The 16,196-nt window shown below is 66.8% G+C and carries 4 protein-coding genes; all 4 read right to left on the bottom strand.

All coding sequences use genetic code 11. The annotated features are described in order from the left end of the window. Positions 1 to 378: 378 nt before the first annotated feature. Complete coding sequence (locus KF708C_RS18710) at positions 379 to 2,253, bottom strand: sensor histidine kinase (protein WP_059412906.1); 1,875 nt, start codon at positions 2,251 to 2,253, stop codon at positions 379 to 381. After that, the gene (locus KF708C_RS18705) at positions 2,250 to 2,903 is read right to left on the bottom strand and encodes a response regulator transcription factor (RefSeq protein WP_059412905.1); all 654 of its coding nucleotides are present in this window, start codon (positions 2,901 to 2,903) and stop codon (positions 2,250 to 2,252) included. Before KF708C_RS18705 ends, KF708C_RS18710 begins: the two co-directional genes overlap by 4 nt. Positions 2,904 to 3,127: 224 nt before the next feature. Further along, complete coding sequence (locus KF708C_RS18700) at positions 3,128 to 14,707, bottom strand: GLUG motif-containing protein (protein WP_059412904.1); 11,580 nt, start codon at positions 14,705 to 14,707, stop codon at positions 3,128 to 3,130. Between the two features lie 42 nt (positions 14,708 to 14,749). Further along, a partial coding sequence (locus tag KF708C_RS36465) for an MBG domain-containing protein (protein WP_197090387.1) occupies positions 14,750 to 16,196 on the bottom strand: 1,447 nt, incomplete at its 5' end.

The raw sequence follows: 16,196 nt of genomic DNA, 5'->3' as shown, positions 1-16,196 counted from the left end.
CCATGCAGATATCGGAGCATGCATTCGCTCCACACGCGCAAATTGGCTTTATACAGGGCGGCGGAGCGGTCGCGGGGAGGGAAATTTCCGAAAATAACGGAGCGCGGTCTGAATTTGCACCTGAAAGACGGCGGCGCGTTTCGGCCGATGCGCTCGCCTTGGTTGGCAGTATCCATCCGGCAGGCGGATTGCCTGAGTTGCCGCTCCGGCTGTTTGCCGCGCGTGGCGCGGGCGGTGTCCGGTTCGATGTCCGGTTCGATGTCCGGTTTGAGGTCAGGTAAGGGCGCCGTATCGTCGCGCCACCGGAGATCCCTCAGGCCGACCGAGGATGCCCGCCTGCGCAACGCCGCGCCCCTCTTCAACCAGGTACCGGGTGCCCTACGGTGTCGGCGGCATGGCCGTCGGGATCGTCAGGCTGACCTCGGTGCCGTGGCCGGGCGCGCTGCGCACGTCCAGCCGGGCGCCGATGCGCTCGGCGCGCAGGCGCATGCCGGCCAGCCCGCGCGAGCCCGGGTTGGCAGCCGGCTGATCGAAGCCCTGTCCGTCGTCCGCGACCCGGATGACGATGTGCTCGCCCTCGGGCCGCACCGATACGCGGATGTGGGCGGGTGCGGCGTGGCGCAGCGCGTTGTTGATGGCCTCCTGCACGATGCGCAGGATGGCCAGCGCCGACGTCGGCGTCAGCGCGTCCAGCTCGGGCGGCGGCAGCACGTCCCACGTCAGGCGTATGCCCAGCGTGGCCAGGCGCGGTGCCAGGCGGAACCGCAGGTTGCCCAGCAGCGACAGCAGGTCGCTGTCGGTCAGGTCCAGCGAGTCGATGATCAGGCGCAGGTCCTGCAGCGATTCCTCGATGGCGCGCTCCAGGTCCCGGCGGTCGACGTCGGGCCGCTGGGCCAGGCGGCGCGCGGTGATGAGCTGGGCGCCCATGCCGTCGTGCATGTCCTGCAGGATGCGGCCGCGCTCGGTGGCGATGGCCGCCTGCCGTTCGCGCGCGCTTTCCTCGCGGTCGAGGATGAAGCGCTCGGCGAAAACGAAGATCAGCACGACGCAGAAAGGCAGCGCGCCGGCGACGCTCCAGCGGAATGCGTCCCAGGGCAGCCACTCCATCAGGATCAGGTAGGACTGCGCCACCGTCGCGCACCACAACGCCGCGCTCAATGCCAGCAGTACGAGCTTGGGCGAACGCCGGCGCCAGCCGGCCACCAGCAGCAGGCCGCACAGCAGCACCCGCAGGGCGAGGTGCGGCCAGGTCAGCATCCATATGTCGTCGCCGGAGTCGCCCAGGGCCAGCGCCGCCACGATGGCCGCCACGGTCAGCGCCGACAGGCCGTGGATGACGGCATGCATGCCACGTATGGCGAAGCCGCTCAGGCGATAGCCTTCCACGCACAGCAGCCAGTACATGGGCAGGCTGGCCAGGGCGCGCAGCCCTTCCAGGCTGTCGCGCGACACCGGCAGTGCCTGCGTCAGGTACAGCAACAGCGTCACCAGGCCGGCCAGAAAGGCCTGCGGCGTGGCCCCGAAGTGCCGCTGGCGCCGGGCGTAGGCGGAGAGAAAGCACAACGCGCCGGCGACCAGCACCAGCAGGATGTAGGGCGCCACGACCTGCGGCAGGTAGCGCAGCAGCCAGACCGGATGCAGGACATGGGTGGGCCCGAGCCGGATGGCCGGCAGGCCGCTGCGCAGGCCGCGATCGCCTTGCAGGCGCACGTCCAGCATATTCTCGCCGGGGCGGAACAGGGCGGAAGGCAGCACCAGATAGAGGGGCGCATCGGCCATGCTGTCGCCCTTGCGGCCCGCTTCGTCGAAGCGCACGTCGGGACTCAGCAGCGAGCCGTTGAACCATAGCTCGCCGATCAGCGCCAGCCGCGGCAGGTACAGGGCCTGGGGCTCGCGTGGCACCGCGGGCAGGGTGAAGCGCAGGCGGTACCAGCCGTAGCCGCTGTATTGCGGCCGGCTCAGGCGCCAGTTGTCGGGCAGCGCGACCGGCGTCCAGCCGGCGGCGGGCGGCAGCGGCGCGTCGCTGGCGACGAATTCGCCGTGCTCCAGCCACAGCACGCCGTCGTCGGTGGCGGGCAGCGCCGGGGTGAGCGTCCCGGGTATCGTGGCGGCGGGCGTGGTGGCGGGAGGGGCAGCCGCGGCCTGTGCCGTGGGCGTGACCGGGTTGATGGCCTGGACGCTATCGGGCAGCACAAGCAGGCAGGCCAGCAGCGCTACCACGCAGGCCGGCAGCCGCATCCACGGGCGCTTCATCGTATCAGGCCCTGGCGGCGCGCCAGGTTGACCGCTTCGACCCGGTTGCGCACCGCCAGCTTGCTGTAGATATTCTTGACGTGCGTGGAGGCCGTATGCGTGGAGATATGCATGAGACTGGCGGCCTCGGCCACCGTGTAGCCTTGCGAGATGTGGGTCAGGATGTCGATCTCGCGGCTGGTCAGCGCGTTGGGGCCAGCCTGCCATGCCGACTGCGCCGCCGGCGCCAGGCGCCTGAGCAGATGGCACGCGATCCGTGGCGACAGCGGCGAGCCGCCGTCGTGCACCACGCGCAGGGCGTGGGCGAACTCTTCCAGCGAGGTGTCCTTGAGCAGGTAGCCGCGCGCGCCGGCCTCGATGGCGCGAATGACATGGGCCTCGTCGCCGAACACGGTCGCCACCAGCGACGCGGTCTCGGGCCATTCGCGCGCCACGGCCGCGATCAGTTCGACGCCGTCGCCGTCGGGCAGGCCCAGGTCGACGATCATCACGTCCGGGCGGCAGCGTTGCAGCAACGCACGCGCCTGCGCCAGCGTGCCGGCGGCGCCCAGCAGGCGCAGCCCTTCGTGGGCCTGGACCATGCGCTCGAACTCCTGGCGCAGCGGCGCATCGTCTTCGACGATGAGGATGGAGATGGATGAGGTGGACAAGGCAGCAAGCATGTTTCGACCAATATCGCAGCCAGGCGACATTGGCAAGCCGTGCAAGTGCTGAGTCTGTTTGGGAATTATCTTATTTCGCAGTCGGATGTTCGCGCGCAAAAGACGAGTGCTGCGACATGCGCGACGATGGCGCCCAGGCGCGCGCGTCTCCGAACCGCGTCGGTGGCCTGTGGCGATGGCGCGATCTGGAGGACCGCGATAGGCGCAGGGTTTCATGGTTCCACGCGGATGAAATTCTCGGCGAAGCTCAGCGGCAGCCGGGACGACCCCTGGTCGGGCTGCGAGAGGCTCGCCAGCCGCGAGGGACGGGGGCCGAACGGGGTGTCGTGGCGGGCAGCGTAGCGCGCGTCGATGGCGCTGTTTTCCAGTTGTCCGGCGGTAATCATCCCCTGTGCCACGCCGATCGTCAGGGAGCCGTCGCGGTAGTCGATGCGGTAGTTGCCGGAACGCAGGCCTCCCGCCGTCAGGCCATAGACGCCCGGCTGCGTAGCGCCTTGCGCGCTGCCGCCATAGGCCAGGGCGCCCTCCAGCACCGAGGCGTCCTCGCCGTTGACGAAGCCGGTATAGCCCACGCCGTTGCCGCCTTGGTAGGGGATGCCGTTGGCGATCCGGATGGCGTTGTTGGCGGTGATGAGCAGGTGTGCCGGGTCGACGATCCAGGTGCCGTCGCGGGCTTCGGTGACGGTGTAGTTGCCGTTGGTCAGCGTGCCGTTGACGCGCAGCGTGTGGCTGCCGGCGTTGGTGCCGTGGTTGATGCCGAAGCTGTTGGTCAGTCCCGTTAGCACACTCACGTCTTGCCCATTGACCAGGCCGTTGGCGGTGAGGCCAGGGTTGATCTGGTTGGTATCGCCGTAGGTGGAAAGCCCGCCGTTGGCAGTGACCGCGATCTGTCTCGGGTCGACGCCCCAGGTGCCATCGTTGCGCTCCGTGACGATGTAGTTGCCGTTGGTGAGCGTGCCGTCGACGCGCAGCGTGTGACGACCGGCGTCGGTATCGTGGTCGATGCCGAAGCTGTTGGTGAGGCCGGCCAGCACGCCGATGTTCTGGCCGTTGACCAGGCCCTCGGCGGTGAGGCCCGGATTGGTCGGGGCGTCGCCGTAGATGGAGCGGCCGCTGTTGGCGGTGACGGTGATGGCCTTGGGATCGACGATCCAGCGGCCGTCGCGAAGCGCGACGCGGTAGTTGCCGTTGGTCAGCGTGCCCGAGACGGTGAGCACGTACTCGTCGGCATTGGTGGTGGGGTCGATGCCGAAGCTGTTGGCCAGGTCGCCCAGCACGCCGACGTCCTGGGCGTTGACCAGGCCCACGGCGGTGAAGCCCGGGTTGCTCGGGGTGTCGCCGTAGGTGGAGCGCCCGCTGTTGGCGGTGATGGTGAGCGGCGCCTTGTCGATGGTCAGCGTGCCGTTGACGTAGCGAACGTCGTAATTGCGGGCGCTCAGGTCCTTGGCGGTGATGGTGTAGTCGCCGGCGTTGAACGCCTCCTGGGCGTTGCCGCCGAAGGCGAGGGTGCCATCGAGTGCCGCCTTGGTCTCGCCGTGGACGAAGCCGTCGTACCTGACGTCGTAGCCGCCCGTGTAGATCAACCCATCGTAGACCTTGCCCTTGTCGAGGGCGGTGATGGTGAGCGGTGTCTTGTCTATGGTGACCGTGTTGTCGGCATAGATGATGTCGTAGCCGGATTGTCCGGAATAGAGGCCCGTATCCAGACCCAGGCCCGCCGCGTAGCGGCCGGCGTTGGCCGAACGGGTGCCGTAGGTAGCCGCGCCGTCCAGCAGGGCGTCGGCGATGCCGGTGGTGTAGGTGAATGTGCCGCTCGCGGCGGTGCCATCGTAGACCTTGCCATCCATGCCGCTGGCCGTGACCGTGACTGGCTTGAGGAAGCTGCGCAGCAGCGGCATGGTGTCGCCGTCGTAGATGCGCCAGACGCTGCCGGTGCCGCCCTGGCTGTCGATGTCCCAGCCGGCGTAGGTGCCCAGGTTCATCAACTGCGCGCCGGTCTTGCCGCTCGCGCCCGGGGCGGGGGCGGCACCTACGCCGATGGCGGCCAGATCCATATTCCAGAAGCTGTCCTGGATGGCGCCCCCGACGTAGCTACCGACGAGGCCGCGGGCATAGTCACCATCGCCGTTGACCGTGGCCGTGGCATAGGAATTGGAGATGATGCCGCCGCTGTGAGTGCCCACCAGTCCGCCCACGAAGCTGTTGGCGGTGACTGTGCCGGTGGCATAGCTGTTCTCCACCGATCCGGCATTCTGGCCGACCAGGCCGCCCGTGCCGAAAGTGAAGAGGCTGCCGGTGACGACACCGTCCGCATAAGAATTGGAGATAGTGCCGAGGTTGTTTCCGACCAATCCGCCAAGGCCTCCCTTTCCCTGGATAGTCCCGTTGCGGGAATAGACTCCCGTGATGACGCTGTCGACCCTGCTGGTACCGGCCAGGGCCCCAGCGCCGGTATTGGCGGTCACGGTGGCGTTCACCAGGCCGAGATTGCTGATCCGTGCGCCCTGCAGTTTGGAAAACAGGCCCACCGTCGAGCGATTGGGGGTGTTGATAGTCAGGTTGCTGATGATGTGGCCCTGGCCATCCAGGCTGCCGGTGAAGGGCGCGGAGGAGCCTATGGGCGCGAAGCCCGTGCCGTCGTTCCACGCCGCCGAGGCACCGGCATCGATATTGCCGCCCAGCACGAAATGGCCCCCCAGCAGGCTGCCCATGCCCTGCAGGCCATAGACGTCGGTCAGCAGGTAGGGGGTGGTGGCGCTGCCGTCGCTCCCGGTGGCGCGCACGAAGGTGCCGCCGGCCAGGCGGAAGTCGCTGGCCGAGAACATGGGCAACGCGGGCAGGGTGCCGATCTGGCGCCAGTGGCCCGCGTTGAGGGTGTAGCGGCTGACCTCCACCTTGTCAGGGGCCGTGATGTTGCCGGCGACGTTCAGGCTCAGGTGGTTGCCGGATAGCTCGATGGTGCCCAGTGATGCATTCCCGCGCGTGGCCGTCACGGTCAGCGTCTGGCCGCTGGTGCCGGTGCCCTGGGTGACGCCGCCCAGCAGGTTGACGTCGCCACGGGCGGCGCTGATGGTGCGATCTCCGGTCAGCCGGTAGCCGCTGTTGCGGATACTTCCCCCCTGGGTGCCCACCAGCGAGCCGACATTCGTCACGCCGCTGACATCGCCGGAGGCCCATGCGTCCTTGACGGTGCCGTCATTGCGCCCGACCAGGCCACCGACATTGCTATCGCCCTCTACGGTGCCCGTGGCATAGGCGTCGCTGATGCTGACCGTGCCGCCATTGTTGGCATGGTTGATGCCGACCAGACCACCGATGGCGCTACTCGCACCCGTTACGGCGTCGTTGCTAGTTACCGTGCCTGTGGCGTAGGCGTTGCTGATGCTGGCCGAGCCGCTGTCGGCAACGTTTTGTCCGGCCAGGCCACCGACGAAGTTCTTGCCCGTTACCGCGCCCGTGGCATAGGCGCTGCTGATGTTGGCCGTGCCGCCAGCGTCAGCATAGTTGTATCCAACCAGGCCACCGAAGTTGTAGGTGCCGGTACCCGTTACGTTGCCCGTGGCATGGGCGTTGTTGATGCTGGCCGTGCCGCCGTTGGCAATGTTGACGCCAACCAGGCCGCCGACGCTAGCGGAGCCATTCACCGTTCCGCTCGCCCAGGCGTTATCGATGCTGGCGGTGTCGCTGTTGGTGGCTTTGAGTTGTCCAACCAGTGCGCCGACGTTCGAATTTCCGGTGATGTTGGCGTCATCCAGTCCGACGTTGCGAATCGTGGCGTTCTGCGCGGCACCGAACAGGCCCACGAATTCCTGGCCGTGCCGGTTGATAGTCAACCCGCTGATGACGTGGTGTCGGCCATCGAAGGTGCCCTTGAACGGGGTGATGCCGTCGCGCCCGATGGGCGAGAACCCGGCGCGGTCGTTCCACTTGGCCGTGCCGCTGGCGTCGATATCGCCAGCCAGCGCGAAATGTCCGGACAGCAGGGTGCCCATGCCTTGCAGGCCATACACGTCGGTCAGCAGGTAGGGGGTGGCGGCACTGCCATCGCCATCGGTGGCGCGCACGAAGGTGCCGCCGGCCAGGCGGAAGTCGCGGGCCGACAACGCGGGCAGGGTGCCGATTTGGCGCCAGTGGCCCGCGTTGAGGGTGTAGCGGTCGACGGTCACCGCATCAGCGGCCGTGATGTTGCCGGCGATGTCCAGGTTCAGGTGGTTGTCGGGTAATTGGATGGCACCCAGATTCGCGTTCCCGCCGGCCTTTACGGTCAGCGTCCGGCCGCTGGTACCGGCGTCCTGCGTGACGCCGCCCAGCAGGTTGATGTCGCCCTCGGAGGCGCTGATGCTGCGATCATCGGTCAGCACGTAGCTGCTGCGGATGAGGCTCGCGTTTTCCCCCTGGCCCACGAGCGAGCCGACATTCGTCGCGCCGCTGACATCGCCGGAGGCCCAGGTGTCTTCGATGGTGCCGCCATTGCTCCCCACGAGGCCGCCGATGCGGTCGTTACCCTCGACGGCGCCTGTGGCATAGGCGTTGCTGATGCTGGCGGTGCCGATAAGGGCATCATTAGCTCCGACCAGGCCGCCGACTTTGCCGTTGCCTGTCACGGCGCCTGTGGCATAGGCGTTGCTAATGCTGGCGGTACCGCCGACGGCAACGTTGATGCCGACCAAGCCGCCGACATAGTCGCCCTGATACTCACCCTGATCCTCACTCAGACCTGTGACGGCGCCTGTGGCTTGGGCGTTGCGAATGCGGGACGTGCCGCCGATGGCAACGTTGACTCCGACCAGGCCGCCGACGTGTTGCTTGCCCGTCACGGTGCCTGTGGCATGGACGTTGCTGATGGTGGCCGTGCTGCCTTCGTCAGCTTGGTTGGATCCCACCAGGCCACCGACATTAGCGACGCCATTCACCGTCCCGCTCGCCCAGGCGTTGTCGATGCTGGCGGTGCCGTTGTTGGTGGCGCGGAGTTGTCCCACCAGCGCACCGACGTCCCCACTTCCGGTGACGTTGGCGTTATCCAGTCCGACGTTGCGAATCGACGCATTCTCCGCAGCACTGAACAGCCCCACCAAATCCTGATTGGGCCGATAGATGGTCAGCCCGCTGATCACGTGGCTCTGGCCATCGAGGGTGCCCGTGAATGGGGCGCTCTCATCCCGGCCGATGGGTGAAAACCCCGCGCCCTCGTTCCATCCGGCGGTGTGGCTGGCGTCGATATTGCCAGCCAACGCGAAATGTCCGGACAGCAGCGTGCCCATGCCTTGCAGGCCATAGACGTCGCTCAGCAGGTAGGGGGTGGTGGCGCTGCCGTCGCCACCGGTAGCACGCACGAAGGTGCCGCCGGCCAGGCGGAAGTCGCGGGCTGAGAACGTGGGCAGTTCGGTCAGGGTGGCGACCTGGCGCCAGTTGCCCCGGTCCAGCGTGAAGCCGCCGACCTCTACCTTGTCAGGGGCCGTGATGTCGCCGGCGACGTCCAGGCTGAGGTGGTTGTCGGGCAACTGGATGGTGCCCAGACTCGCGTTCCCGCCGGCCGTCACGCTGAGCGTCTGGCCGGTTACGCCATCGCCTTGCACCACGCCGCCCAGCAGGTTGATGTCGCCCTCGGAGGCGCTGATGCTGCGATCTCCGGTCAGCCGGTAGCCGCTGTTGTGGATACTTCCCCACTGGGTGCCCATCAGCGAGCCGACATTTGTCTTGCCGGTGACATGGCCGGAGGCCCATGCGTCCTCGATGGTGCCGTCATTGCCCCCGACCAGGCCCCCGACCCTGTCGTTACCCTCTACGGCGCCTGTGGCATGAGCATTGCGGATGCTGGCACTGCCGCTGTAGGCAACGTTGACGCCGACCAGGCCGCCGACATGGTTGCTCTGATCCTCGCCCTGATCCTTACTCAGGCCTGTTACGGCGCCTGTGGCATGGGAGTTGCTGATGCGGGCCGTGCCGCTGATGGCAGCGTTGACGCCGACCAGGCCGCCGACATAAGCGAAGCCATTCACCGTTCCGCTCGCCCAGGCGTTATCGATGCTGGCGGTGTCGCTGTTGGTGGCGAAGAGTTGTCCCACCAGCGCGCCGACGCTCGACTTTCCGGTGATCTTGGCGTCGTCCAGCCCGACGTGGAGAATCCTGGCGTTCTGCGCGACACCGAATAGCCCCACAAAATCCTGGTTGGGCCGGTCGATGGTCAGCCCGCTGATGACGTGGTCCTGGCCGTCGAAGGTGCCTGTGAATGGGGTGATGCCGTCGCGCCCGATGGGCGAGAACCCGGCGCGGTCGTTCCACTTGGCCGTGCCGCTGGCGTCGATATCGCCAGCCAGCGCGAAATGTCCGGACAGCAGGGTGCCCATGCCTTGCAGGCCATACACGTCGGTTAGCAGGTAGGGGGTGGCGGCACTGCCATCGCCATCGGTGGCACGCACGAAGGTGCCGCCGGCCAGGCGGAAGTCGCTGGCCGAGAACGTGGGCAGCGCGGCGCTGACCTGGCGCCAGTGGCCCCGGTTCAGCGTGAAGCCGCCGATTTCTATCGCGCCGGCAGCGGTGATGTCGCCGGAGATATCCAGGCTCAGGTTATTGCCGGATAGCGCGATGCTGTCCAGGCTCGCATTTCCGCCGCTGGCCGTTACGCTCAGGGTCCGGCCGCTGGCGTTCCCGCTCTGTATGACAGTGCCCAGCAGGTTGACGTTACCATTCGAGGCGCTGATGCTGTGATCGTTCTGAAAAAGAGTATAGGCACTGTTGAGACTGGTCCCGCCCGCCCAGGTCCCCGCGAGTGAACCGACATCTGCCACGCCGCTGACATCGATGCCGAAGGCCACGGAGGCGTCGATGGCCCCTTCGTTGCGCCCGACCAGCCCGCCGGCGCCGCTGCCGCTGCCGACGACATCGCCCCTGGCGCTGGCATTCTTGATGAGGCTGGCGCTGCCCGCGTTCAAGCCGACCAGCCCCCCCACGTTATTGACGCCGCTGACCTTGCCGCTGGCATATACCACCGAGAGGCTGTCGCTCTCGTCGGCGTTGAACCAGATGCTGCCGCTGTTGTAGCCGACCAGCCCGCCGGTATTCGAGCCGGTGCCGGTCACATCGCCCGTGGCATAGGAATTTTCGATATTGCTGGACGTGCCCTTGCCCCAATTCCAGCCGACCAGGCCACCGACGTTGTCGACCCCTTCCACCGTCCCGCTGGCGCTGCCGCCGATGATGGAAGCTGACCCGTCATTCAGGCCCACCAGGCCGCCGACATCCGTAGTGCCGCTGACCTTGCCGCTGGCGCCGGCATTGCGGATGGTGCCTTGGCCGTTCCACCCGGCCAGGCCGCCAACCCTGTCGCCGCCGGCCACGTCGCCGGTTGTCCAGACATCGGAAACATGGTTGTTCGCGCCGTACCATATCCTTCCGACCAGGCCCCCGGTGAAGTCGCCGCCATCGACATCCACGCCGCTGCGGACATTCGTGAGGGTGCCGGAAAAGGCGCCGGCCAGCGCGCCGGTATAGTTGCTGCCTGTTATCTTGCCGCCTTGCAGGCTCAGGTTGGAGATGCTGGCGTTATTGGCATTGCCGAACAAGCCGATATACGACACGCCGGGACGATCGATGACCAGGCCGGAGATGGCATGGTCTTGTCCATCCAGGCTACCTATGAAGTAAAAGCCATTGCCGCCCACGGGCGTGAAGCCGGCGCCGCTGTTCCACGTGGCCGTGCCGCTGGCATCGATGTCATTGGCCAGCGTGAAACGGCCGGACAGCAGGGTACCCATGCCTTGCAGGCCATAGACATCGGTCAGCAGATAGGGAGTGGCGGCGGCGCTGCCGTCGCCGCCGTTGGCACGCACGAAGGTGCCGCCGGCCAGGCGGAAGTCGCTGGCCGAGAACGTGGGCAGTTCGGTCAGGGTGGCGACCTGGCGCCAGTTGCCCCGGTCCAGCGTGAAGCCGCCGACCACTACTTTGTCAGGGGCCGTGATGTCGCCGGCGACGTTCAGGCTGAGGTGGTTGTCGGGCAACTGGATGTCGCCCAGGTTCGCGTTCCTGCCGGCCTTCACGCTGAGCGTCTGGCCGGTCACGCCGTCGCCTTGCACCACGCCGCCCAGCAGGTTGACGTCGCCCTCGGAGGCGCTAATGCTGCGATCTCCGGTCAGCCGGTAGCCGCTGTTGTGGATACTTCCCCACTGGGTGCCCATCAGCGAGCCGACATTTGTCTTGCCGGTGACATTGCCGGAGGCCCATGCGTCCTCGATGGTGCCGACATTGCCCCCGACCAAGCCACCGACGCGGTCGTTACCCTCTACGGTACCCGTGGCGTAGACGTTGCGGATGCTGGCCGTGCCGTCGAAGGCATAGTTGTATCCGACCAGGCCACCGACGTAGTCGCTCTGATCCTGACCCGTTACGTCGCCTGTGGCATAGGCGTTGTCGATGCTGGCCGTGCTGTCGACGGCGGCGGCATTGTGTCCGACCAGGCCGCCGATGTAGTTGCTCTGGCCCTTCACGTTTCCGGTCACCCAGACGTTGTCGAGAGAGGCCGTGCCGTCATCGCGGGCGACGAATTGTCCGACCAGCCCACCGACGTATGCGTTTCCTGAGACGCTGCCCCCGTCCAACCCGACGTGGAGGATCGCGGCATTTGTCGCCCGGCCAAACAGGCCCACATGGTTCTGGCTGGGCCGGTTGATGGTCAGCCCGCTGATCACGTGGCCCTGGCCATCGAAGGTGCCCGTGAATGGGGTGATGATGTCACTACCGATGGGCGAAAATCCCGCGCCAGTCCACATGCCCCCCGAGCGGTCCGCTGTGCCGTTGTTGAGGCCGGTTGCACGGGCGTCGATGTTGCGCGCCAGGGTGTAGTTGGCCCCGAGGTCCATGGCCATCAATTGCAGTTGATGGGCGTTGGTGACGGTGGTCGTGTATTCCGAGGCCAGGAAGGGCCGGGTCTGGCCCTCGATCATGTACCAGCCGGCGTCGGTTTTCTTGCTGGTGGCGACCGTGCCCAGGTTGGCGTAGGCGCCGACCTTGAAGGCGTACTCGGCGGCGTCCGATTGGGCGGGGTCACTGGTGACCCAAAGCAGGTTGGTGAGAATTCCCGAACTGCGGCCGTTGCCTTCGTCTTGCTGAGTGGAATGGCGGTCCCAGTAGCTGTCGCGAACCGTGCCGCGGGCGTTCCATCCGACAAAACCGCCGACAAGGTTGCTGCCTGTCACGGCGCCTGTGGCATAGCTATTGCTGATGCTGGCCGTGCTCGTGCCGCCAGTGTTGTTATTGTATCCGGCCAGGCCGCCGACATTGGTATTACCCTCCACGGCGCCTGTGGCATAGGCGTTGCTGATGCTGGCTGTGCTGCCTTCGATGGCTTCGTTGGATCCGACCAGGCCGCCGACGCTGGCGCCACCAGTCACGGCACCTGTGGCGTAGGCGTTTCTGATGCTGGCCGTGCCGGTGCTGGCCGTGCCGCCGCCGCGGAGGGCTTGGTTGAGTCCAACTAGACCGCCGACAAGGTTGTTGCCCTTCACGGTGCCTGTGGCGTAGGCGTTGCTGATCTTGGCCGTGCCGCCACTTTTGGCAGAGTTGAGTCCAACTAGACCGCCGACGTTGAGGCTCTGACCCGGCCCCGTTGTTACGTTGCCTGTGGCATAGGCGTTGCCGATGCTGACCGTGGCGCCATTGTTGGCAGAATTGACTCCGATCAGGCCGCCGACGCTATTCTGGCCCGTTACGGCGCCTGAAGCATGGGCGTTGCTGATGTTGGCCGTGCCATTGTCGCCGGTGTTGAATCCGATCAGGCCACCGACGTTCAGTGTTCCTGACACGGCTCCGCTTGTCCAAGTGTTATCGATGTCGATCGTGCCGCCGGCTGAAGCCTTGTTGTATCCGACCAGCCCGCCCACAAAGCTGCCCTGGCCCTTGACGTTTCCGGTCACCCAAACGTTGTCGATACGGGCCTTGCCACTGCCGTCGGAGGCAAATTGCCCGACCAGCCCGCCGACTCCGTCCTTCCCTTCTACACTGACCCCGTCCAACCCGACGTGGCGGATCGCGGCGTTATTGGCGGCACTGAACAGCCCCACATAGCTCTGGCTTGGTCGGTTGATGGTCAGCTCACTGATGACGTGGCCCAGGCCATCGAAGATGCCGGTGAAGTCCCCGCTACCCTCCAGTGGTTCGAACCCCTTACCGTAGTTCCACCCACGGGTGGCGCTGGCATCGATATCGCTGCCCAGCACGTAACGACCGCTCAGGTCGCCGTTGATGCCCTGCAAGTCCGTGCTCGTGCGGCTGCCTTGCTCCCCCAGGTGCGTGATGATGATGTAGTCGAGCGTGGGGCCATCGTTGCCCAGCCTGGTGCTGAAGCGGCCCTTGGAGGTCAGGTTGACCGGCGCCCGGACCTGGTAGGTGGCGGCATTGTTCGCGGCCGGTGCGCCCTGGCCGTACCTTAACGCCAGCCCTGCCGCTTCCGAGCCGTTCATGGCGGCGTTGATCTGGATATCGCGCTCGGCGGTGAGGGTGAGCGTATTGGCGCGCCAATTCACCGTGTCGTTGACGAAGATATCGCCCTTGCCGGACTTGCCCCCCCTGACGCTCTGGATCTCGAAGTCGGTGCTCTGCAGCGCCGCGCTGACATCCGCGCCGGTCATGTCGCCGTCGGCCGCGGCGATGGTGAAATCGTTGGGATCGATCAGCCAGGTGCCGGTCTTGCCGTTCCCGGCGCGGGTCGTCACCGTCGTACCGGCGGCCACCGTCACGCGCGCGGCGCTGGTTTCGATGAAACCGCCGTTGCCGCCTTGCGGCGCGCTGGCATCGAGCATGCCGGCCACCTTGGTGGTGCCGCCGCGATCCTGGTCGGCCAGCAACAGGATACGGCCTTCGCGCGTCGCCACGGTACGCGCCTGCACGGTGCCGGTGTTGCTGACCACGGCCGAGGCCAGCGCATTGGCGCCCTGGGCGGTGAGGACCACCTGGCCACCGTCGGCCTGGATCAGGCCGCCGTTGCTGGCCAGCGTAGCCACATCGGCCGGATCGACGGCGATCTGCAGATGGCCGTTGGCACCCGCGGCGAGTGTGATCTGCCGGCCGGCGGCCAGGGCCACGTCGCCCAGCGGGGCGAGGATGGTGCCGGTGTTGGAGACGCGCGCCCCGAGCAAGGCCACGCGGCCGCCGTCGGCCGCCGTGATGCGTCCCTGGTTGCTGACCTCGCCGGTGGCGCCGTCGAGGGTGAAGCGGTCGCGGCCGGCGAGGAAATCGGCATCGGCAAGGCGCAGGGTCGAGGCCACCAGGCTGCCGACGTTGACCTGCGCGCTGGCGCCGAACAGCACGCCGGCCGGGTTGACCAGGTAGACCTGACCGTTGGCGGTCATGGTGCCCAGGATCTGGCTGGCGCCGCTACCGGTGACACGGTTCAAGGTAGCCGCCGTGGTGGAGGGCTGCACGAAACGCACGCTGGCGTTCGTGCCGACATCGAACGACTGCCAGTTGACGATGGCGCGGTCGCTGTCCTGGGTGATGGTCAGCGCGTTGCCCGAGCCGGTAATGTTCGCCGCGCCCGCGGCGACGCTGCCGCCGGTAGGCAGGGCGCCCGCGTCAAGTGCGAGTGCCGGGTGCGCGAGGAACGCGCCGGCCAGGGCCAGGCTCAGGAGGCGCCAGCGCGGATGCGCGCGCGGAGGGAGGCAGGCCGATGCGCGGCTGCTGCGGGCCACGGCGCTGCCTGCGCCGTGGCCGCGCGCGGTTTCCGGGGCCGGCACGAAGGCCTGCTGGACGCGGTTCCAAACCAGCCGGTAGGCGCGGTTGATGCTGGCGTGCTTCCACATGGATGGACCTCTTCTATAAGCAGTTTGCGGTTCCGGCGGACGTCAGGGCCCCACGCGGATAAAGTTCTCGGCGAAGCTTAGCGGCAGCCGGGACGGCCCCTGGTCGGGCGGCGACAGGCTTGCCAGCCGCGAGGGACGGGGGCCGAACGGAGTGTCGTGGCGATCGGCGTAGCGTTCGTCGATGGCGCCGTTTTCCAGTTGTCCCGCGGTAAGCAGCCCCTGTGCCGCGCCGATCGTCAAGGAGCCGTCGCGGTATTCGATGCGGTAGTTGCCGGAGCGCAGGCCTTCCGCGGTCAGGCTATAGACGCCCGGCTGCGTAGCACCCTGCGCGCTGCCGCCATAGGCCAGGGCGCCCTCCAGCACCGAGGCATCCTCGCCATTGACGAAGCCGGCATAGCCCACGCCGTTGCCGCCGCGGTAGGGGATGCCGTTGGCGATCCGGGTAGTGTTGTTGGCGGTGATGAACAGACGCGCCGGATCCACGATCCAGGTGCCGTCACGGGATTCGGTGACGGTGTAGTTACCGTTGGTGAGCACGCCATCGACGCGCAGCGTGTGGCTGCCGGCGTTGGTGTCGTGGTCGATACCGAAGCCGTTGGTCAGTCCCGTTAGCACGCTGACGTCTTGCCCATTGACGAGGCCGTTGGCGGTGAGGCCGGGGTTGGCCTGCTTGGTATCGCCATAGGTAGAGCGCCCGCCGTTGGCGGTGACGGTGATGTTCTTGGGATCGACGACCCAGGTCCCGTCGCGGCGTTCGGTGATGGTGTAGTTACCGTTGGTGAGCACGCCATCGACGCGTAGCGTGTGACGGCCGGCGTCGGTGTCGTGATCGATGCCGAAACTGTTGGTGAGGCCGCTCAGCACGCTGACGTCCTGATCGTTGACCAGACCCACGGCAGTGAAGCCGGGATTGCTCGGTGTGTCGCCGTAAGTCGAGCGCCCGCTGGTGGCGGTAACGGTGATGTCCTTGGGATGGACGACCCAGGCGCCAACGTTGCGCTTCGTGACGCGGTAGTTGCCGTTGGTCAGCGCACCGGTGACGGTGAGCACGTAGTCGTCAGCGTTGGTGTGGCTGTCGATGCCGAAGTTATTGGTGAGGCCGGCCAGCACGCTGGCGTCCTGATCGTTGACCAGGCCCACAGCAGTGAAGCCCGGATTGGTAGGGCTGTCGCCGTAGGTGGAGCGCCCGCTGGTGGCGGTGACCGTGATGTCCTTCGCATCGACGATCCAGGTGCCATCGTTACGCTCGACGACACGGTAGTTGCCCTTGGCCAAGTCGCCGGTGACGGTGAGCACGTAGTCGTCGGCGTTGGTGGTGCGATCGATGCTGAAACTGTTGGTGAGGCCGCTCAGCACGCTGACGTCTTGCCCATTGACCAGGCCGGTGGCGGTGAAGCCGGGATTGCTCGGTGTGTCGCCGTAAGTCGAGCGCCCGCTGGTGGCGGTGACGGTGATGTCCTTGGGATCAACGACCCAGGTGCCATCGTTA

Origin of the sequence: Cupriavidus basilensis (genome assembly GCF_000876015.1) — a bacterium.
Taxonomy (GTDB): domain Bacteria; phylum Pseudomonadota; class Gammaproteobacteria; order Burkholderiales; family Burkholderiaceae; genus Cupriavidus; species Cupriavidus basilensis_B.
The sequence above is the reverse complement of the archived record's forward strand: the minus strand, read 5'-3'. Positions and strand labels throughout refer to the sequence as shown.

What these genes read in the sequence shown, in the direction of transcription:
- KF708C_RS18700 (WP_059412904.1), bottom strand. Translation starts at nt 14,707, where the DNA reads ATGTGGAAGCACGCCAGCATCAACCGCGCCTACCGGCTGGTTTGGAAC.
- KF708C_RS18710 (WP_059412906.1), bottom strand. Translation starts at nt 2,253, where the DNA reads ATGAAGCGCCCGTGGATGCGGCTGCCGGCCTGCGTGGTAGCGCTGCTG.